Annotated in this window: 17 protein-coding genes; 7 read left to right on the top strand and 10 right to left on the bottom strand. The window is 42.4% G+C overall.

Annotated features, from left to right (window positions below; all coding sequences use genetic code 11):
* Positions 1-43: 43 nt before the first annotated feature.
* Both CJ483_RS12565 and CJ483_RS12560 read right to left on the bottom strand, forming a co-directional pair.
* Entirely contained in the window at positions 44-847 is an 804-nt protein-coding gene (locus tag CJ483_RS12565) for a carbon-nitrogen hydrolase family protein (protein ID WP_120035446.1), read from the bottom strand.
* Entirely contained in the window at positions 844-1,830 is a 987-nt protein-coding gene (locus CJ483_RS12560; protein WP_120035444.1) for a sigma-54 interaction domain-containing protein, read from the bottom strand. The genes CJ483_RS12565 and CJ483_RS12560 overlap by 4 nt, the downstream gene beginning before the upstream one ends.
* A 235-nt stretch (positions 1,831-2,065) precedes the next feature.
* On the opposite strand from CJ483_RS12560, the gene CJ483_RS12555 reads away from it, so the two are divergent.
* The 5 genes from CJ483_RS12555 to CJ483_RS12535 all read left to right on the top strand — a co-directional run bounded on the left by CJ483_RS12555 (position 2,066) and on the right by CJ483_RS12535 (position 8,535).
* On the top strand, positions 2,066-2,851 hold the full coding sequence (locus CJ483_RS12555) for a carbon-nitrogen hydrolase family protein (protein WP_120035442.1): 786 nt from the start codon (positions 2,066-2,068) through the stop codon (positions 2,849-2,851).
* A 69-nt stretch (positions 2,852-2,920) separates the two neighbouring features.
* Positions 2,921-4,273, top strand: coding sequence for an APC family permease (locus CJ483_RS12550; RefSeq protein ID WP_120038007.1), 1,353 nt, complete (start codon positions 2,921-2,923; stop codon positions 4,271-4,273).
* A gap of 214 nt (positions 4,274-4,487) precedes the next feature.
* Positions 4,488-5,342, top strand: a complete 855-nt coding sequence (locus tag CJ483_RS12545; protein ID WP_259455640.1) for a carbon-nitrogen hydrolase — start codon at positions 4,488-4,490, stop codon at positions 5,340-5,342.
* A 202-nt stretch (positions 5,343-5,544) separates the two neighbouring features.
* Positions 5,545-6,879, top strand: coding sequence for an APC family permease (locus tag CJ483_RS12540; protein ID WP_120035438.1), 1,335 nt, complete (start codon positions 5,545-5,547; stop codon positions 6,877-6,879).
* 27 nt (positions 6,880-6,906) lie between these two features.
* A complete protein-coding gene (locus tag CJ483_RS12535; RefSeq protein WP_120035435.1) occupies positions 6,907-8,535 on the top strand; it encodes an amidohydrolase in 1,629 nt (542 codons plus the stop codon).
* A gap of 92 nt (positions 8,536-8,627) precedes the next feature.
* On the opposite strand, the gene CJ483_RS12530 is transcribed toward CJ483_RS12535, so the two are convergent.
* The 6 genes from CJ483_RS12530 to kynB all read right to left on the bottom strand — a co-directional run bounded on the left by CJ483_RS12530 (position 8,628) and on the right by kynB (position 15,461).
* Positions 8,628-9,533, bottom strand: a complete 906-nt coding sequence (locus CJ483_RS12530) for an AEC family transporter (RefSeq protein ID WP_120035433.1) — start codon at positions 9,531-9,533, stop codon at positions 8,628-8,630.
* Positions 9,534-9,632: 99 nt separating this feature from the next.
* Positions 9,633-10,895: a dicarboxylate/amino acid:cation symporter gene (locus tag CJ483_RS12525; protein WP_120035430.1), complete on the bottom strand. Its 1,263-nt coding sequence runs from the start codon at positions 10,893-10,895 to the stop codon at positions 9,633-9,635.
* A gap of 145 nt (positions 10,896-11,040) precedes the next feature.
* Positions 11,041-12,423 carry an NADP-specific glutamate dehydrogenase gene (gene gdhA, locus CJ483_RS12520; RefSeq protein WP_182917040.1) on the bottom strand — a complete coding sequence of 461 codons (1,383 nt, stop codon included), beginning with the start codon at positions 12,421-12,423 and terminating at the stop codon, positions 11,041-11,043.
* A gap of 168 nt (positions 12,424-12,591) precedes the next feature.
* On the bottom strand, positions 12,592-13,932 hold the full coding sequence (locus CJ483_RS12515; protein ID WP_120035428.1) for a sodium-dependent transporter: 1,341 nt from the start codon (positions 13,930-13,932) through the stop codon (positions 12,592-12,594).
* 34 nt (positions 13,933-13,966) lie between these two features.
* Entirely contained in the window at positions 13,967-14,809 is an 843-nt protein-coding gene (kynA, locus tag CJ483_RS12510; RefSeq protein WP_445324255.1) for a tryptophan 2,3-dioxygenase, read from the bottom strand.
* Positions 14,796-15,461: an arylformamidase gene (gene kynB, locus CJ483_RS12505; protein ID WP_120035426.1), complete on the bottom strand. Its 666-nt coding sequence runs from the start codon at positions 15,459-15,461 to the stop codon at positions 14,796-14,798. Before kynB ends, kynA begins: the two co-directional genes overlap by 14 nt.
* Before the next feature lie 214 nt (positions 15,462-15,675).
* Here kynB and purU point away from each other — a divergent pair, with 214 nt between their 5' ends.
* Positions 15,676-16,578 carry a formyltetrahydrofolate deformylase gene (purU, locus tag CJ483_RS12500; RefSeq protein WP_120035424.1) on the top strand — a complete coding sequence of 301 codons (903 nt, stop codon included), beginning with the start codon at positions 15,676-15,678 and terminating at the stop codon, positions 16,576-16,578.
* 12 nt (positions 16,579-16,590) lie between these two features.
* Here the strand turns inward: purU and CJ483_RS12495 are convergent, their stop codons facing one another.
* Both CJ483_RS12495 and CJ483_RS12490 read right to left on the bottom strand, forming a co-directional pair.
* The gene (locus CJ483_RS12495; protein ID WP_120035422.1) at positions 16,591-18,153 is read right to left on the bottom strand and encodes a sensor domain-containing diguanylate cyclase; all 1,563 of its coding nucleotides are present in this window, start codon (positions 18,151-18,153) and stop codon (positions 16,591-16,593) included.
* Between the two features lie 199 nt (positions 18,154-18,352).
* Positions 18,353-20,038 carry a S8 family serine peptidase gene (locus CJ483_RS12490; RefSeq protein ID WP_120035420.1) on the bottom strand — a complete coding sequence of 562 codons (1,686 nt, stop codon included), beginning with the start codon at positions 20,036-20,038 and terminating at the stop codon, positions 18,353-18,355.
* A 217-nt stretch (positions 20,039-20,255) separates the two neighbouring features.
* Between CJ483_RS12490 and trpB the strand changes: the two genes are divergently transcribed.
* A complete protein-coding gene (gene trpB / locus CJ483_RS12485; RefSeq protein ID WP_120035418.1) occupies positions 20,256-21,416 on the top strand; it encodes a tryptophan synthase subunit beta in 1,161 nt (386 codons plus the stop codon).
* The last annotated feature ends 51 nt before the right edge of the window (positions 21,417-21,467 follow it).

Below are 21,467 nucleotides of genomic sequence, written 5' to 3'. Positions count from 1 at the left end.
GGGGAAAAGCCTTCCTAATCATTAGGAAGGCTTTTTTGCTGTTTCAATTTTTATTGGCCTCTAGTTGTTCAGATTGATACACATCTGGACGACGGTTTTGCAGATAATTGAGCAGCCCCTGCTCGCGGTTGATTTCCTTTAAATTGATGGGAAGAACAGGCAGTTCTTCATTGTTTCGTCCTTTGTATATGGTCTTGCCGCTAGGGTGAACAACTTGGCTTTCACCAAAAAAGATATTCTCACTGTCTAAACCAACCATGTTAGCCGCTCCTATATAGATATGATTTTCTAGGGCCCGGGCACGTAAAAAGGCGTCCTGATAATGCTGGTAAGGAAGCATATTAGCTGCAAGTACGAGTAGAAGCTGAGCGTTTTTTAAAGCTAATATCCGAGAAGCCTCCGGAAATTCCATATCATAGGTAATCATAAGGCCGACATCTCCTTCCGGAAGGGAGAATACAGGAAAGGAATCTCCGGCTGTAAACCATTGTTTTTCTTGATGATATAAATGAACCTTTCGATATTTCCCAAGTATGTTGCCATTTTTCCCAATTAATAAAGCTGAATTATACAAGAGGCTGTTATCTAGTTCTGGAAAGCCTACGATAGCGCCAACATTGCTGGATTTAGCCTGCAGCTGAATGCGTCGGATACTTTCTCCATTCTCTGGCTCTGCCAAAGAATATAAGTCTTCATCTAGTGCATACCCGCTTAAATATAACTCCGGAAAAAGTACATAGTCTGCCTGCTTTTCCTTTGCTTCCTCGATTGTTTGTAAAATTCGGTTTAAATTTGCTTCTTTCTTTTTTAATTCGCAGCGCAACTGTGCAATAGCGATTTTAATCATGGTTTTACTCCTTTTTTCTCTTCTTCTCGATATTTCTTTAGTTTTTTAGCAATCGTTGATTGATCGACTTGTAGCACTTCTGCTGCTTTATAAGTGCTTTTATATAAATGGTACACACGCAAAATTAACTCTTTTTCAAATTGTTGTTTCGCTTGTTTCAGCGGAAGGATATGTTCTTTAGATAAAAAGACAGTATCGGTTAAAGCGTCTGTTAGAAGCCAGCTTTCGCCTGTTTGATCGGATTGGGTGACAACGATTTGTTCAATTGTATTTTCTAATTCACGAATGTTGCCGGGCCAGTTGTAGGATTGAAACTTCTCCATCAGCAGGGACGACAGATTGAACTGCCGATGATATTTTTGGTTGAATTTCTGCACAAAATATTGAGAGAGGTACGGAATTTCGTCACGGCGCTCACGAAGAGGGGGGACCATTAAGGGAACTACGTATAAACGGTAATAGAGATCTTCCCGAAACTCTTTCTTTTGCACGAGCTCTTTTAAATTTTTGTTCGTTGCTGCGATAATCCGGATATTAGCTGCTTTCTCATGAATACTTCCGATTTTCCGGTATTTATTCTCTTGAATAACCTCCAGTAACTTTGATTGTGCCGCAAAAGGAAGTTCAGCTATTTCATCTAAAAATAGCGTACCGCCTTCAGCTGATTCAATGAGTCCTGTTTTTCCTTCTCTTTTTCCACCCGTAAATGATCCCGGTTCGTAGCCAAATAGTTCAGATTCTATTAAGTTTTCAGGAAGCGTACTGCAATTAATAGAGATAAAAGGTTGTTCGTGTCGCATGCTTTGCTGATGAACGTATTTTGCCAGCATGGTTTTGCCGACTCCGGACTCGCCAAGCAAAAGAACCGTTGAATCGACATTAGCAATGCGGTGAATGACGTCAATGATCTTTCTCATTTTTTCTGATTTTGCTATTAATGGACCAGCCGATGTATTTACTGAATAGTCTTCTAGTGAAGTCAATTTCCTTTCACTCCTTGCTGATGATTTTTATCATTATGAGGAAAAAAATCATTATTTTGATTAAATCCAAGTTTTAAACGATGGAATATGCGGTTGGAAATAAAAAACAATGAAAAAAATCATTAATTTATCAATAATTATATCAGAAAATACTAATAAATCGGCCTTTTTATTTTGGTACAGAACTTGCAATAAGGAGAACCACCGTCATTAGAACTAGAAGGGAGTATCAATCATGAAGGTTGCAGTAGCACAGTTCTCTCCAGTTCTCGGAGATAAACAAGAGAATATTAAAAAAATCATTCGTTTTTTAAAGGAAGCGAAGCGGCAGGCAGCAGAGATTGTTGTTTTTCCAGAGTTAGCGCTTACCGGCTATTCCATAGGCGAAAGGTTACCGCTTATGGCGGAAACAAGAGAAGGAGACTCATTAAAAACCATTGCGCTATATTGCAAAAGTCTGCAGATTCATGCCCTTATATCCTTTCCTGAAGAAGAAGAGGGGCGTTATTATATCTCAAGCACATTAATTGACGAAAATGGACTAATTGTTGGTGTTTATCGCAAGACCCATTTATTTCATGCAGAAACAAATTACTTTACACGTGGCGAAGGATGGCCCGTATTCCAAACGAAATTCGGAAAAGTAGGGGCGATGATTTGCTACGATCTGGAATTTCCCGAGGTATCCAGGCTTCTTCGCTTAAATGGGGCGGACATTATTTTAGTGAACACTGCTAATATGGTTCCTTATGAAAAGCATCAGCATGTGTATATGCAAAGCAGAGCGATGGAGAACGAGGTGCCGGTTGTTATTTGCAACCGAACAGGAAAAGAAGGAGAGCTTGACTTTTTTGGCCATAGCATGGCTGTCAATAACGAAGGGGAAATATTGTTCAAGCTTGACTCAGAAGAGGGAATCCGCACCATTGATATTCAAATGGATGAAGAGCGGGATCCTAAGCTGGCTTATACGAGTAATTTGCATTCGCTTGTTAAAAAACGTTTAACTCATTTGATTTAATCAGTCTACTTTGCCTCTCTACACAAAGCGGGGAGGCAAAGAAAAGGATGAGGGGAAAGGGTGAAATTGATGGAAAATGGTAGAAACTCTTTAAAAAGAACACTGACATTAGCACCGCTTGTTTTATTTGGATTAGCTTATATGACACCGATGATTTCATTTGGCATTTATGGCGTGCTGGCTGAAGCAACAAGTGGATTGGTACCAATAGCCTATCTTGTCGCATTAATAGCCATGCTATTTACGGCATATAGTTATGGAAAGATGGTGAAGGCCTACCCTGTATCCGGCTCCGCCTACACATATACGCGTAAATCGATTCATCCGAATTTAGGTTTTCTTGTAGGATGGGCAGTTTTACTCGATTATTTATTTCTTCCCATGGTGATATGGTTAATTGGAAGCGTATACTTGCAAGCTGCTTTTCCAACTGTGCCCGTGTGGATATGGGTCTTATCATTTATAGTAATAACTACTCTTATCAATCTCATTGGTATTCGGACGACTTCCCGAGTGAATTTTCTCATGATGGTGTTTCAATTTCTCGTTATTCTTTTATTTATCATTTTTTCCACAGTAAGTTTAATGAGTGGAGAGGGAATGGGAACGCTTTTTTCCGCAAGTGCCTTTATTCATAGTGACATGTCTTTTTCTCTAGTCTTGGCGGGTGCCTCTGTCGCTTGTTATTCATTTCTTGGCTTTGACGCGGTGACTACTTTATCGGAAGAAACTATCGACCCTAAGAAGACCATTCCGCGAGCGATCTTTCTTGTCGCTTTGATTGGCGGAGGCATTTTCGTTATTACTTCTTACTTTATTTATCTTGTCTATCCGGATTTTACTAAATTCCAAAATATTGATTCAGCCGGATTTGAGATTGCTGCTTTGGTTGGGGGCAACTTGTTTAGTGCTATTTTTCTTGCGGGAATGATTACCGCACAATTTGCTTCTGGTTTATCTGCTCAAGCGAGTGCGGCCCGCCTGTTATTCGCGATGGGACGTGACAACGTGTTGCCGAAGAAAATATTTGGCTTTATTCATCCACGCTTCAGCACACCTGTTCTTAATCTGTTTACAATAGCAATCATTGCTTTGCTGGCATTAAAAATGGACATAGCTACCTCCACTTCATTTATTAACTTTGGTGCCTTTGTTACATTTATTTTTGTGAACCTATCCGTTATTGGTCATTACTATTTTAAGAAAGGACTGCGATCGGGGAAACATGCCTTTTCCTATTTGGTCCTCCCATTAATTGGAGCCGCGTTTGATGCTTGGCTGCTTATCAATTTGGACAAACATGCATTGATCCTTGGAGGTGCATGGGCCTTGATTGGATTTATCTACTTACTGTTTTTAACGAAGCTTTTTCGTGAGGCCCCTCCAGAAATGGCGATCGATGACGTCGATGCAGCCTCATAGAAAAAAGAGTGATAAAGAATAGGGAAGAACGAAAAGGGCTAATGGAAGATATCCGTAGGCCTTTTTTGTTTGTTTTCCAGAACTACTTTTTTATTGGCATAATATTTGCATTTATCAGTTAAATGATCGTAGAGAGCAAACAATCTTCTACTGGTCTTTAAACATTAGATAGGTACCATACATAGAAAGGGAGAGACTAATGGGAAGAGGAAAAATGAACATTGCATTAATCCAGCATAAGTGCGTAGAAGACCGCGAAAAAAATGTAGAAACAGCTGAAGGGTTAATACGGGAAGCGGCAAATAGAGGAGCGCAAATTATTTGTACAGAGGAGCTTTTTGGCGGTCAATACTTTCCGCAGACGATTGATGTTAATAAATATGAGTGGGCTGAACCAATTCCAGGACCGACTTGTGACCGGATGCAAAGATTGTCGCAGGAGCTTGGCGTAGTCATTATCGTTTCACTGTATGAATATGTGCGCGATGGTTTATATTTTAATACGGTAGTTGTATACGAGGATGGAGAATATTTAGGAAAGTACCGCAAGCATCATATTCCTGAAGGCCCTCAGTATATTGAAAAATATTACTTTACTGAAGGAGACACCGGCTATCCAGTCTTCAAAACGAAGTATGGAACGATTGGCGTGTTAATTTGTTGGGATGAATGGTTCCCGGAACCATCCCGTATCTTGGCTTTAAAAGGAGCAGATGTAGTATTTTATCCTTCAGCCATTGGTTCAGAACCTGACAATCCCGATTTAGATACATCGCAAACATGGGTAGATGCGATCCGTGCTCACGGGATCCATAATAATATGTTTATTGCTGCGGTAAACCGTGTCGGTCGCGAGGACAGCAATGAAGGCCATATGACATTTTATGGACGGAGCTTTATTAGCAATCCATGGGGAACCATTATTAAGGAAGCTGAAACAAAAGAAGATGAGATCATTATGGCTGAAATTGATCTTGCAGAGATTACCCACGCCCGCAATGTATTGCAGTTTCATAGAGACCGACGCCCGGATAGCTACGGAGAATTGCTTAAGCGTGTAATAGAATAGCAAATATAGACTCTAAAAAGCCGTTCACTATAAGTGAACGGCTTTTTTGGACTAAGCAATCAGGTTTTTTATTCATACAGTCATAAAATATGCATATTCGAATAAAAAATGTGTCGAAAAAGGATAGACCAGCTCGTTTTTTTATTATTTTTAATTGGCACAATATTTGCAATAATTATAAAAAGGGTTAAGGGGGTTTGTTATGTCACAGACAAAAGAAATGAACAGGTCGCTAGGGCTTATCCACGTTGTTCTCTTTGGTTTTTCGTTTATGGCACTTGCCACAGTTTTCAGCACGTATGGAATTGCGGCCCAATTATCGCACGGAATGGTGCCAGGAGCCTATTTATTGGCCTTGATTGTCATGCTGTTTACTGCATACAGTTATGGACAGATGTCTAAATCTATCCCGTCTGCCGGCTCTGCTTATGCCTATACACAAAAGGCGATAAACCCGTATGTGGGCTTTCTTGTTGGCTGGGCTATTTTAATGGATTATCTTTTCATTCCTATGGTTAATTATCTGTTATTTGGCATCTTTTTTTCTGCTGCTTTTCCATCTGTGCCAAACTATGTTTGGATACTTAGCATGTTGTTATTAGTGACCGTTATTAATGTGAGAGGTGTGAAGCTGGCAACAAAGGCCAATGCTTTTATCACGATTTTCTCCATTGCATTTATCCTTCTTTTTATTGGGCTATCCATTAAAGAAATTGCAGGAGGGGCGGGCACTGGCACTCTCTTTTCTTTGAAACCGTTTTATAATTCGGAAGAGCCGCTTTCATTTATTATTTCGGGTGCTGCCCTTCTATGTTTTTCTTTCCTTGGCTTTGATTCAGCTACAGCGTTTGCAGAGGAAACTGTGAATCCGCAAAAAAATATCCCACGGGCAGTTTTCATTATCACGCTAGTAGGAGGAGCTATCTTTATTACCGTTTCATACTTTGCCCAAAATGTCTGGCCAAATTACAACTCATTTGTTGATCCGGACTCTGCAGCTCATGAAATCATTAAGTTTGTCGGTGGCAAAGCCCTCGCTTCTGCTTTTCTAGCTGTCTATGCCGTTACGGCATTTGGTTCTGCGATGTCTTCTCAGGCAAGTGCTTCGCGTGTGCTTTATGCTATGGGTCGTGATGGACAGCTCCCTAATAAGTTCTTTGGAACCTTGCATCAAAAATATAACACCCCTGTGAACAACATCCTATTAATTAGCGCTATTTCCTTGCTTGCATTGTTCTTAAGCCTATCACTCGTTGCTTCATTCATTAACTTTGGCGCTTTTCTTGCATTTACAAGTGTAAATATCGCCGTTATTACGTATTACTTTGTTCGGAAAAAGGAACGTTCTCTAAAAGGAACGCTGCTTTATTTAATTATTCCAGCAGCTGGAGCCTTGCTTGATTTATGGCTTCTTATTAATTTAGATATCCATTCAAAGGTACTAGGGAGCATTTGGTTTGCTCTTGGTCTTATCTATATGGTGGTTTTAACAAAAGGGTTTAGACAAAAACCGCCTGTAATGGATTTGTCAGCTTAGTATATAAATAGCAAAGGAGAATGAAAAATGTTGAAAGCGGATGTAATTATAAAAAGCAAGGCAGTTTTTACAGGATTAAAGGACGAACCGGAGGCCCTAGCCATTGCTGTTAAAGACAACAAGATTATTAGAGTCGACACGCCAGAAAAGATCGAAGCGCTGAAAAGTGAGGAGACGAAAGTAATAGATGCCGGCAATAAGCTTGTAATGCCTGGATTCCACGATGCTCACTTGCATATTATGCTCGGCAGTCTCTTCAGCCATTATTGTGTGTCTTTAACAGATGTCAAATCAGCTGAAGAGGCAGCGGTTAAAGTAAGAGAATATGCTGAAGGGAAACCAGATGGACAGTGGGTGATCGGCACAGGTTGGGATCATACGGCATGGGACAAGAAAGAGTTCCCCGACCGTTATATCCTGGATCAGGAACTGCCAGACCGTCCTGTTATGCTATTACATGCGGAAGGACATTATGGCTGGGTAAACTCAAAGGCGCTTGAAATTGCCAATATTACAAGTGAGACACCTAATCCGGAATATGGAGTTATTTACAAAGGTGATCAAGGAGAACCAACAGGCATTTTAATTGAAACTGCCATCGCTTTGGCTGCGGACTTTGCTTATGATTTTCCGAAGGAGCAGCTGCACGATATGGTGAGCCAGTTTTTGCAGCATGCAGCAAAGCTTGGTGTAACATCTGTCAATGACCTGTATGCGAGCCGTGCCCATGAAAAGCTAGAAGCTTATTCTGTGTTTAAGGAGTTTGAAGATAACGGACAATTAACATGCCGCTTCCATCTTTATCCGCCATTGAATGGCCAAATAGAACAAGCAAAAAAATTCAGGGAAGATTACTCTTCAGATAAGCTTCGGACTGCGGGGCTGAAGCAATTTATTGACGGGGTAGTGACCGGTTATACAGCTTATATGCTTGATCCATATGTTGACAAACCAGAAACCAGAGGAGAAATCGCCTATACAAAAGAGCAACTGGAAAAGTGGGTAGTAGAGGCAGACAAGGAAGGGTTCCAAATTCGTTTTCATACCATTGGTGATGGAGCTGTCCGGTTGGGATTGGACTTATATGAAACAGCCCAACAAGTGAATGGGAAACGGGATGCTCGTCATGCGCTTGAGCATATTGAGGTCATTGCGCCAGAGGACATTCCACGCTTTAAAGAGCTGGGTGTCATGCCGTCTATTCAGCCGTATCATATGGCTTTGATGCCAAGGGAAAGCCATACAACACGTGTCGGTGAAGAGAAGCAAACGTATATTTACCCGAATGCCACTCTATTAAGATCTGGAGCCGTTGTATCTTATAGCAGTGATTATCCAATTGTTCCGCTTGAACCGATGATTGAAATTTACCATGCAGTGACAAGGAAGGATTTCATGCTGGATGATACTTGGAACGAGCAGGAGCGAGTCACGCTTGCCGAGGCTTTGAAGGCTTATACTGCGGGTTCTGCCTATAGTGTCTTCCGGGAAGATGAATTAGGTACGATTGAAGAAGGCAAACTTGCTGACTTAGTTGTATTGGATCGCAACTTATTTGAAGTGTCAGCGGAAGAAATTCTGCAAACAGAAGTGGAAGTTACAGTAATGGATGGCGAAGTGGTTTGGGAAAAAACCCCTACTGCTGCTTTGAAATAAACAAAAACGAGTGCCTGCTTTTAAAGTTTGCGGCGGGTATTAATAAAGAGGACAGCCCCGAATGTAATCCGTTTGGGGCTGTCTTTCATCATTTAAGCTCCTAGATAAAAAAGCACCACAGGAATCGTTCCAATGCTTAGTAAAGTAGTGACCAGTGTGGTGAAAGATACGAGGTCGGGCTCCGTTCCGAATTGAATGGCAAACATCGTCGTATTGGCTGCAGCAGGCATTGCTGCCTGTAAGATGAGCACATTTTTTAGCAGTTCATTGACAGGTATGAAAGCAAGGATAGCAACTGCGAGCACTGGTGATGCAAACATTCGAATAAGGGTAACCGCAGAGACATAGCGATAGGCGACACGCTTGCGGGCAATAACGGCCAGCTGCATACCGAGGACGAGCATAACTGTTGGGATGGAAGCATCGGCCACGAGACTGATCGCTTCCATGAACGCTTTTGGAATATGTATAGATAAAATTTGTAGAGTAACACCGGCCAATGCCCCATGAATGACTGGCATGCGTACTACGCTTTTAAGAGATTGGATGAGAGAAGACTCGTCCTTCCCGCCGAGCGACGCAAAAAAGAGCCCGACTGTATTCATGAGAAGCGACTGAAAGACCATCATAATAACAGCATAGTCAAAGCCAGCTGCTCCGAAGGCGAAGAGTATGACAGGAGCGCCGTAATTTCCACTGTTCATGAAAGCGCCGCCGAGCATCATTGCAGACAACTGTGGTTTTGATGCTTTCATCCAGTAACCTGTGAGCCCAATCATCAAAACAAGGGCAAGACAAAGCAAAAGGCAAAATAAGATAATATAGAAATACTCCATCGTCAGCTCGTTCGTATAGAAAGTCCGGAAGGCAAGAAAAGGGGACATAATATAAAGAGCGGCTTTGGAAATGGATCGGATATCAAACCCGATTATTTTTTGGCCGAGAAAGCCGGCAAAGAAGATCATGAAGGCTGGCAATACAATCATCAGCAATTCCACATGTGTCACCTCCATTTGGACAATATGTTTTTCTCCTGGGCTATAAAAGAAACAGAGAATAATAAAGAGAGAGTGCCGCAAAGCGAGGCACTCCCGTTGTTAAGAGCCTATGGCCAGCTGGCGTTGCAGCCAATTTCTCCCCTCTACCAGACGAGTGACAAGCATGGCGCAGACCGTATTCCCGGTGGAGTTTAATAGAGTAGCAGGCGCATCAATAATCGTACTGATCACAGCGATAATTGGCAGTGCCTCCGGTGGAAATCCGAATACACTTAGAATTAGCATTTCTCCAATCATGCCGCCGCCGGGAATCGCTCCCATAACCGCACCAACGAGAAATGAAACACCGAGAATAGCTAAGATGCTCGTCAGGCTTGTCATATCCTTGTTAAAAAGAGCAAACAAAAAGACGACCTTTAACACACCACCAAAAACAGATCCGTCTTTATGCGTATTAGCGCCAAGCGGAATAACCGTTTCTGCAATATCTTTTGGCACCCCCATTTTTTTAGCAGCAGTTAAGTTCACAGGAATGCTTGCCGCGCTTGAACAGGTCGCAATGGCTGTAATAGAAGGGGCTGCAGCATGTTTCCAGAAGATTTTTACCCCATTTTTTCCACCCGCAATAAAGGCATACAGTGTAAAGAAAACAAAGTAGTAAAGGGCTGTCAGGCCAAGGTAAAGAGCAAATGTCCGGGCATAGCCACTAAGAATTTGTGGTCCAAGTTCGCCAATAACAGCGGCGAAATAACAACCAAGCCCAATAGGCGCATAATACATAATAATAGAAACGACTTTCATCATAACAGCTGTGCCAGATGCCAGAAAGTCAGCTACTGGTTTTCCCTTTTCTTTTGTCATAGCAGTAGCCAGCCCGAACAAAATGGAAAAGACAATCAGTTGCAGCATGTTGCTTTTCGACAAAAGCAAGGAAAAATCATTAACAGTAAATGTATTTACTAGCTGAGCAGCAAATGACACATTGTCTGTTTCCGCTTCTGCAGGATCAAACTCAGCCATAATATTTTTAATCGCCGTCAGGTCTGTTCCCTCAAGTGGATTAAATAAAAAAGCGCCCGCCAAGCCGATAACAGCTGCAGTAGCCGCTGTGAACAGGAAGACAATCACAATGCTGGCCATGATTTTTCCCAGCCGCTTCATTCCGTCCATGCTGGCAATAGCTGAAGAGATGCTAAAAAAGACGAGCGGGATAATGATCATGAACATCAGGTTTAAAAACAAATCTCCTAGCGGTTTGACTACTGCTGCTTTTGGGCCGAACAGAACACCGGCAACTCCGCCAAGAAGAATAGCTGTGAGCAATAAAAAAGTAAATCGATAGCTTTTCAGAAAACGTTTCAACGAATTTTCCAGCCTTTCTTAGAGAATATACAACTTCCTTATCATATTACGTTTGAGAAGCTGTGAAAAGGGTTTCCCTCAAAGCAAAGAGCCAGATATCTCCGTCGGACAGGAGATGCCTGGCTCTTTGGGGTCACTCGTTCTCTTATACAACACCTTGATCGAGCATAGCGTTGGCAACTTTCATAAATCCAGCGATGTTGGCACCGATCACCAGGTTTCCTTCATAGCCGAATTCAGCAGCAGCCTCGACACTGCTAGAATAAATGTTTTTCATAATCGTATGAAGCTTCTGATCCACATCCTCGAATGTCCACGGCATACGCGAGCTATTTTGGGCCATTTCTAAAGCTGATACCGCGACACCACCTGCATTAGCCGCTTTGGCAGGAGCAAAGAGAACTTTCGCTTCCAAGAAGACATCGATCGCTTCTAGTGTAGATGGCATGTTCGCTCCTTCACCGACGGCTTTTACCCCGTTTTCAACGAGTGTTTGGGCTGCTTCTTCGTCAATTTCATTTTGTGTGGCACATGGGAGAGCGATATCGCAAGCAATATTCCAAATGTTTGAACAGCCTTCTACATATACAGCTTCCGGGTGTTCGTCTGTATATTCACTGATTCGTTTTCTTTCCTGTTCTTTTAAACGTTTGACGGTATCAAGATTAATTCCATTTTTGTCGTAAATATAACCGTTGGAGTCGCTGCAGGCAACGACTTTTGCACCGAGTTGGGTTGCCTTCTCGATCGCATAGATAGAGACATTTCCTGAGCCGGAGACGACAACTGTACTGCCGTTAAAGCTCAGGCCATTGTCTTTGAGCATTTCTTCCACGAAGTAGACGGTCCCGTATCCTGTTGCTTCCGTTCTGGCCAGGCTTCCTCCATAGCTGACGCCCTTTCCAGTAAGAACGCCTGCGTGGTAAGCGTTCTGCAGCCGCTTATATTGTCCGAACATAAAGCCGATTTCCCGGGCCCCCACACCGATATCACCTGCCGGTACATCTGTATCCGGACCGATATGGCGAGAAAGCTCAGTCATGAAGCTCTGAGTAAATCGCATGACTTCGCCATCCGATTTATCTTTCGGGTCAAAGTCAGATCCGCCTTTGCCGCCGCCAATGGGCTGGCCTGTTAATGAATTTTTAAAAATTTGTTCAAAACCTAGGAATTTAATAATGCTTGCATTGACAGAAGGGTGAAAACGAAGGCCGCCTTTATAGGGACCGAGGGCACTGTTATATTGAACGCGAAATCCCCGATTCACTTGAACTTTTCCTTGATCATCCACCCAAGGAACACGGAAGGTGATCATGCGTTCAGGCTCAACAATTCTTTCGAGGATGCTGTTATGCATATATTGAGGGTATTTGGCAAATACAGGGATGAGTGAGTCGAAAATTTCCTTTACAGCCTGGTGAAATTCTTTTTCTCCGGCGTTTCGCTCTTGAACTGTTTGATATACGCTATCTACATAGGATTTTGCTATTTTCATACCAGAATTAGGTATCTCTTTTGTTATATTCATTTCCATCTCTCCCACCTGTATAAAGAATTTTATGAATAATTAAACGATATATCTATATCTTACGGTACGCTAAATAATATCGTCAATGCCATTAAGATATGTAATCAATGCTGAAATGAGATTAAAAAGAGAGCCTTCCACATGGGGAAGGCTCAAAGACACGAACCATTAACCTAGAAAACCAAGCGTATTAATAAACACAATAATAATAGTTAACGGCACGAGCCATCTCATTAATAAGTACCAAGTGGAGTAGATCCCAGGGCTCAACCGGCGGCTAAGCATAAATTCTTCTTTTACAAGTTCACGATTCATTCGCCAAGCAATAAACAAGGCGATTAATAAATTGCCAAGCGGTAGAAGAATGTTGCTCACAAGGTAATCTGTCGTATCAAAAACGGTTTTGCCGAAAAGTTGAACATCTGCCAGCAGACTGAAGGAAAGTGCTGCCGGAATGCCTGCAAAAAAGACGATTGTGCCTGCAATAGCCGCTATTTTTTTTCTGGAAGCACCGTTTTTAAGAAAAGCAGCTACGATAATTTCCAACAGACTGAAGGAAGAGGTTAAGGTAGCGAATAAAAACAGTGTTAAGAAAATAAATAAAAACAAGCTGCCAAATGGCATGTGCGAGAACACGGAAGGGAGAACGATAAACAGCAGTCCCGGCCCTTCTGCCGGTTCAAAGCCAAAAGCGAAAACGACCGGGAAGATCGCCAGGCCGGCAAGGACAGAGACAAAAATGTTCATTATGGCAACTGAACCGGCTGAAGTCGGGAGGCTGACGCTTTTGTTTAAATAGGAGCTGTACGTGACCATGCATGAAAACCCAACAGCAAGAGAAAAGAACGATTGCCCGAGGGCATAAAGCACAGCTTCTGCCGTTATTTTTGAAAAGTCAGGCTGCAAGAAAAAGCGGATACCTTCCATTGCTCCGTCAAGAGTTAATGCCCGGATGACGAGCACAACAAAAAACAAAAATAAGAGCGGCATCATATACTTGTTTGCTTTTTCGATTCCGTTTTGCACACCGGAAGCAACCACGACAACATTAATAACAAGAAAGACAGCAAGACCGGCGATGGTAATGGATGGAGAACCGGTAACGTGTCCGAAGAGGTTGCTATAATCTGCTCCGCTTTTAATGACTTGCCCGCCAAGCGCCATCACGGTATAGATGAGCACCCAGCCGCCTACTACGCTATAAAACGAAAGAAGGAGAAAACAGCCGATTACACCTAATTTGCCAATAATGGTCCAAAAGCTATTTGGGGCCAGTTTCTTATAAGCACTGACAGCTTCTCGGCCAGAACCGCGTCCAATGATAAATTCAGAAATCAACATCGGTAATCCGATTAATAAGGTAAATACAATAAACAATAACAGGAAAGCTCCGCCGCCGCTTTGACCGGTCACATAAGGGAACTTCCAGATTGCTCCAAGGCCTATCGCCGCACCGGCGGAGGATAAAATAAAGCCGAGACGAGAAGACCATTGTTCTTTTTTTTCCATAAACACTCACCTTTTCTATCTGTCTGCTAAAACACTAAAGCTTTGTGCGCAAGTCCCACAATTCCGGAAAGAAGCGGTGATCAAGCACTTTTTTTAAATATTGTACACCTGATGAGCCGCCTGTGCCCATCTTAAATCCGATAATCCGCTCAACAGTTTTCATGTGGCGAAACCGCCACTGCTGAAGCCAGTCTTCTATATCAATTAACTTTTCAGCCAGCTGATATAAGTCCCAATAAGCGTTCACATCATTATATACGCTTAACCATGCTGCTTCCACTGTTGGATGGCCTGTGTAAGTGATGGAATAATCGCGCTGAAGCAAGTCAACGTCAATTGGAAAGCCAGCTCGGGCCAAGGCTTCAATAGCCGCATCATAAATACTCGGTGCGTGATAAGTTTTTTCTAGAAGGGCATGAAGTTCAGGGTTTTTTTTGTAAATGGTTAAAATGTGGGATGTTTTGTAGCCAAGCAGAAATTCAATTTGTCTGTATTGGTATGACTGGAAACCTGAAGCCTGCCCAAGTTTGTCGCGAAATTCCATGTATTCAGAGGGAGTAAGCGTAGATAAAACATCCCATGCCTGAATAATTTGAGTTTGGATCTTAGAGACGCGCGCCAGCATTTTGAATGCCGGCTGCAGCTCATTCTTTTGGATGCAAACAATGGCTCCTTGTATTTCATGAATAATAAGCTTCATCCATAGCTCGCTAACCTGGTGAATAATAATAAATAACATTTCATCATGGTGGCCGGATAGCCGTCTTTGGCTGGAGAGCAGTCGGTTGAGGTCTAAATACTCGCCGTAAGTCATATTGTTTGTGAAATCAGTATGAATGGATGATTCTTGCAAGGGATCGTTTTTATTGATTGTCATATTTCCCCTTCCTCTCTGCTCGATTTGCAAGAGGGCGTAAAACGGCACGGACAGGGCTGCCATCTGCACCCTCAATGGGCAAAGGTAAAGCGATTAATTCATAATCGTCAGGTGCTATGTGATCGAGCACAATATTTTCAAGGATATGAATATTATGCTGGCTGAAAGAATGATGGACAGCCATCTCCTTACTATCTAGTGCATCAACAGATGGAACGTCCACGCCAATCAAACGAATGTTGTATTTTTTTAAAAGGGGACCAAGATCTGGATCGAGCGAAAGGACTTTTTCAGGGAATATTTCAAGGCTGCTTACAGGTGTGGTTTTTAGAAGCAGCCGTTCCGCTCCCTCTAAAGGGAAAGCTTTCATTTGTTCTGCTCCAACTTTTTTTAGGTGAGATACATCAATTACTCGGGCTTTGCCAATAAAGATAGATAAGTCAAGGTCAAGAATCGTCGGAGCACTGGAGTCAAAGTGAAATGGTGCGTCAACATGTGTGCCGGTGTGAAGACTGGTCGTTATTTTGCCGATAGTAACAGAGCCCGTTTGCTCCTTTGTGAAAGAGACATCATAAGAAAAAGGAACATCGCCAGGCCAGTGGGCAATTCGGCTGTTAAGCGGCTGAGAGATATCTAGCCATTTTGCTGTCATTGAGCTTCATCCTCCTCATCGTATTTGTATTTTTATTAAAAGCAAACTATTCAGTTATGGATGGTTTATCATCTCCTCCTGAGCTGTATTCCTAACTTGACTATAATGTAACTGGAGAGAGATGCCAATACAGTAGCGGAAGAAAACTATTTTCATTTATTTTTTTTACAGTATAATGGATAATTAATGATCAGAAGAAGGCAGGGCTTTATTTATGGAAACAAACGTAACATCAACCCCTTTAATAGAAGAAAAAGGACGAAAGGACCGGGGCAGATTGCTCGTTAAATGTCCAGATCGGCCAGGCATTGTCGCAGCCATCTCTAAGTTTTTATCAGACTTTCAGGCGAACATTATTGAATCCAGCCAGTATTCCAGTGATCCGGAAGGCGGGACATTCTTTATTCGCATTGAGTTTGACTGCCCTGGTTTAACAGAGAAGCGAACAGCTATGGAAGCGGATTTCAAAGGGTTGGCAGATACATTCGCTATGGAATACCGGTTCACTTATACAAAAGATAGGAAGCGGACAGCGATCTTTGTTTCAAAAGAGCCGCATTGTTTGCTTGAGCTATTATGGGAGTGGCAAAGTGGAGACTTGCCAACGGATATTGCCCTCGTTGTCAGCAATCATGAGGCGGCCAGAGACATGGTTGAGTCTTTAGGTATCCCGTTCTACTACATCCCGGCTAACAAAGACATCCGGAAGCAGGTGGAACAAGAGCAAATCGCTTTGTTAAAAGAGAACAATATTGATTTGATTGTTCTTGCACGCTACATGCAAATTTTAACTTCGGATTTTGTCAGCGAATTTCCGAATCAAATCATTAATATCCATCATTCGTTCCTTCCGGCCTTTATCGGCGCCCGTCCTTATGAGCGCGCTTACGGCAGAGGAGTAAAGTTAATCGGTGCAACCTCGCATTATGTGACAAATGATCTTGATGAAGGTCCCATCATTGAGCAGGATATCGAGCGGGTCAATCACCGGGATCATATAGCCGATTTGAAGAAGATTGGCCGTTCTATTGAACGCCGTGTTCTGGCGAGAGCAGTAAAATGGCACTTGGAAGATCGAGTAATTGTCCACGAAAACAAAACGATTGTTTTTCAATAAGAAAAAGCCCACCTATAAATGGTGGGCTTTTTTCTTAAAGACATGCAGCTGATTTTTACCTTTCCGCTTTGCCTCGTACATTGCCTGGTCTGCCTTTGTTATTAATTCATCGGGATGCTGGCCGTCCTGTGGAAATAAGCTAATGCCGATACTGGCCGATACTACTGCTTGTCCTTCATTTAAGTGAACAGGCTGAGCAACGAGCTGGCAAATTCGGTTGGCGATACAAGCTGCTTCCTCTTCACTTCTTAAATCGAATAGAAAAACAATAAATTCATCTCCGCCGAGACGGGATACGATATCTTGCTCACGGATCACTCCTTTTATTCGTACAGCCGTCTTTTGCAGCAGTAAGTCACCTTGGTCGTGTCCGTAGCTGTCATTTACGTCCTTAAATCCGTCAAGATCGATAAATAACATGGCGCCCATCCGTTTCATGCCCTTTAAATTATCCAGCAGCATGGAAACTTCGCTGTAGAAAAACGTGCGATTTGGTAAATGAGTCAAGCTATCCTTATAGGCAAGATTCATAATATGACGACGATAATTTTCAAGAGAATCCACCATTGTGTTAAATTCAAGCTCTAGCAAAGAAATTTCATCTTTTCCTCTTACACGTATACGGGCAGATAAATCATTGTGTTGTTGAATGGCAATCATATTTTTCATCAAGCGGTTAAGACGGCGAAACACCATGCGGTTAATAAAGGAAAGGGCGCCTTTTAGCAATAACAAAGCAGCTGCTACAATTAAAAGCAACAAGTAGAAAACGCTTTTCCGGCCTTGATTGTAGAGATGCCGGTCGGCTTTAATGTGCAGTATAGCTGCGGGGTTACCATGTAAATCCGGAAGGGCAGCATAGGCACTATATTCGTCTGTTTTTTGCGTATCCATCCAGATAATAGTCGAGCTATCATCTGATTCTACTTCCTTTGGAAGCACTGTCCGTTTTAAGTCAGCCAGTTCCACCGGTAAAAGAGTATCATCACGAAGTTCATCAACCAGCTGCTTATCCAAATAGTGTCCGACAATCATTGTACCAGCGCGTGGACCGGTTAAGTCGCTTTTTAAAATAGGTTGAGAGACTAGCAGCATCGGTCCTTCTTGCAGACGAATAATACCTGAAAAAGAATCTTGCTTTGAAATGCGAGAAAGGAGAGGATCAGTTGCTAATTTTTCTAAAAGAGATTTAGAAACAACCGCTTCTCTTTCTTCTTCTAACCTTATGGCCTTTTTAAATAGAATCTTTTGCTCGTTATTTAGGATAAGAAGCACATTAAACTCATTGGTAAAAAAGGTTTGGTTCAATAGGTTGTTCTTCTCATACATTTTGTTCGGTTTCAAGGCATATTGATATGTATCATCCCATGCCGAATAATCTAAGGAGCGGGAGACAAGGTGCTCCTCAAAGGTTGTAAGCGCATGCAAAATGCGTTGCATGTTTTCCTTTGCCTGAGCGTCTTCAAGAGCTTTGAAGTGAGTTAATATAAAAAAATGAGCAGAAAAATATAAAACGGATAGGCCTATGACAACAGCAGCAGTAAAAAATAAGATTATTTTTTTGCGAAGAGACATGATGGTTTTCTCCTATATAGATATAAACTCCTATGACCTATACCCTTTTTTGCGATTTGCAAAACTGTTTGTTCTTAAAATATAGACAATTTTTCACAAGGAATCAAAAAACTGTCCTTCGGATTCTCTTTCATCTAAAACTTTCGTCCTTAAAATGATGAAAAGTAAAGAAATCTTAGCGAAGAACAGTTTTTTTATCTTAGGAAATAGTAAATCTAACGATAACAGGAGCCTTTAGAGCTTTTCCTGTTGGTGACGCAATCGTCGTATCTATATAGAGAAAATAAGTTTGTCCGGATGTATAGCCGGCTGGCGGAGCTTTGACTGTCACTGTTTTTCCGTCGGAGCTTGTTGATAAAGCAAGGCCATCTACAAATTCTCCTTCATTTCGCACGAAAACGCTCGAAGAATTAACAGTTTTTGAATCGATGCTTTGGCTGAAGCGAATCGTCAATGTGTGGGTTGGCTTAAGATTTAGGAGAGAAGAAAACTCTATTAAGCCAAGTTGTTGGCGAATGTTGTTCAGCCCAAGCTGCAGTTCTGCTTTTTCTTGTTGATCTGGAAGTTTGCTAATAGCATGACGAGCAGAGTCATAGTCCCATAGCTTTTTAGTGGTGTTGGCCTGGACGATTTTATTTGCTGCTTCTTCAAAAGCGGATAGCAATCTGTTATCTACAGCAGGTTCTTGAACAGAAGACGGACTTGTTTCTCCATAAGTAGCTAATCCGTACCCATACCAAGGATCTCTTCCGGGTGTACCAAGGTCTGTCGTTTGTTTTAGTAATTCATTTCGCAGAGTACTTCCTGAAAGAGCGGGATGTTGCTGTTTCAAGAGAGCAAGTAGACCGGCAATATGAGGAGTGGCTTGAGACGTCCCGCTCATGTAGGCATAACGTCCATCTGTATATGTGCTAAGAACATCAACTCCCGGCGCTGACACTTCCACTTCATTCCCAGTAGAAGAGAAACTTCCTCTTTTTAAATAGCGATCAACGGCTGCTACTGCTATAACGCTGTCATACTTAGCGGGATAGTCAACAGTGTTGCCAGTCCCAGCTGCTAACCCGTCATTCCCTGCTGCTCCAACAAGCACGATGCCCTTTTCATAGGCTTTATTAATCATGTCATGCATCATTCGAGAATCAGCTTCAGTTCCAAGACTTAGATTAATAATATCCATCCCGTTAGCGATCGACCAGTCGATTCCTTCAAGAATATCTTGGAGTGTCCCTTCTCCTTGTTGATCCATTGCTTTGACGGCAAAGAGATTGGCGTCTGGTGCTATGCCGATGATGCCGGTTCTATTCCGATGAGCTCCGATGATACCGGCTACGTGAGTGCCGTGTCCATTGTCATCAGCCCAGGAGGATGTGTAGTCAACGGTAGAAGTTCCACCGGCAATGGTTAACTCAGGGTGAGGGGAGATGCCAGAATCAATAACGGCTACTTTCACACCTTTTCCAGTCATGCCTTTTTGGGCAGCTTCATTAGCTTTTACTGCTTGGTAGCTCCATTGGGATTCTTCACTGGAGATAAAAGCACTTGTTTTAGCATTATCTACTTGCTTTTTTGTGAGTACCTTCTTTTTTGTTCCCTTTAATTTAAAGACTACGTTTTTTTCAATATAAGCAATATTACGGTCTTTCTTCAGTTGATTGATGTCTCCTTGCTCCATAGTAACCGATACAGCGGGGGCATACTTGAATTGATGGTCGACTTCTACACTGTTGAGCAATGCCTTCTTCTTTCCAGTCGCATTTTTATAGACTACAATGACTTCTTCTTTTTTCTGGTCAGCTGTCTGGGGCTGAGCAGCAAGCGGGTGAGAGGCAAGCGATAAAATAAGTGCAGGAACAGCGAGACATTTAAACAGTTGTTGTTTCATCTATATATTTCATCCCCTATATACTAAATTTGAGAGTAAGAGACTAAGAGGCAGCGAGGAAAATGAATTTTCTTGCTATTTATATATCGGCAAAAAATGGATCATTTTAATAAAATAGTGAAAATAAAAGAAAAGGTGAATTGACTGATAAACGCAGGATTGGTATAGTAATAGATAATTTTCAGAATAGTTTTATTGCGGAGAGGAGAAGAGAGAGATGAGTAGAGTTGAGACAGAAAAAGGCTATTTTGGACAGTTTGGCGGCAGCTTCGTTCCGCCAGAATTAAAGGAAGCTTTAGAATATTTAGCTGAGCAGTTTGAGGCATACAAAGATGAACCTGAATTTATGAATGAATATAAATATTATTTAAAAGAATACGTTGGTCGAGAAAACCCGTTAACCTATGCCAGCCAGTTAACTGAGCAGCTCGGCGGTGCGAAAATTTATTTAAAGCGGGAAGATTTAAACCATACAGGCTCTCACAAAATTAATAATGTAATGGGCCAGATTTTGCTGGCGAAAAAGATGGGAGCCAAGCGGATTATTGCCGAAACTGGTGCTGGACAGCACGGGGTAGCCACCGCTACCGTTTGTGCTATGTTCGGTATGGAATGCGTGATCTATATGGGGGCAGAAGATACCCGGCGCCAGGCACTGAATGTCTTTCGAATGGAGCTTCTTGGAGCCCAAGTTGTAGCTGTGAAAAGCGGGCAGGGACGCTTGAAGGATGCCGTTGATGCGGCGTTAGGTGATTATGTAGCAAACTATAAAACGACCTTTTACTTGCTTGGCTCCGCCGTAGGACCTCACCCGTACCCAACCATGGTGAAGCATTTCCACGGTGTGATTAGCGAAGAGTCGAAGAAACAGATTCTCGAAAAAGAAGGCCGTTTGCCGGATGCTGTCATCGCTTGTGTTGGCGGCGGCAGCAATGCCATTGGCGCTTTTGCCCATTATATTGATGAGCCATCTGTCCGTCTCATTGGTGCTGAGCCAGAGCAGGCAGCTACGCTTACGAAAGGGAAGCCAGCTGAACTACATGGTTTCAAATGTCTTGTTCTAATGGATGAGCAGGGAAATCCACTGCCTACTTATTCAATTGCTGCTGGGTTAGATTACCCGGGAGTCGGCCCGGAACATAGCTATATGAAAGAAACCGGGCGCGCAGAGTATTATACCGTGACGAACAAGGAAGTATTGGAGGCATTCCAGAAGCTGTCGCGTACAGAGGGGATTATTCCTGCTTTGGAAAGTGCCCACGCTGTTGCTCAAGCAATTAAACTCGCTCCACATATGGAAAAAGATCAAATTATTATTGTAAATATTTCCGGTCGAGGCGACAAGGACGTTGAGCAAGTATTTGAAATGCTAAAATAATAAAGAAAAAGTCCAGAAGACTCTCTTCTGGACTTTTTTATTCAACAATGA

This window comes from Bacillus sp. PK3_68 (genome assembly GCF_003600835.1).
Classification (GTDB): Bacteria; Bacillota; Bacilli; order Bacillales; family Domibacillaceae; genus Pseudobacillus.
This window is presented reverse-complemented; position numbering and strand designations above follow the sequence as displayed.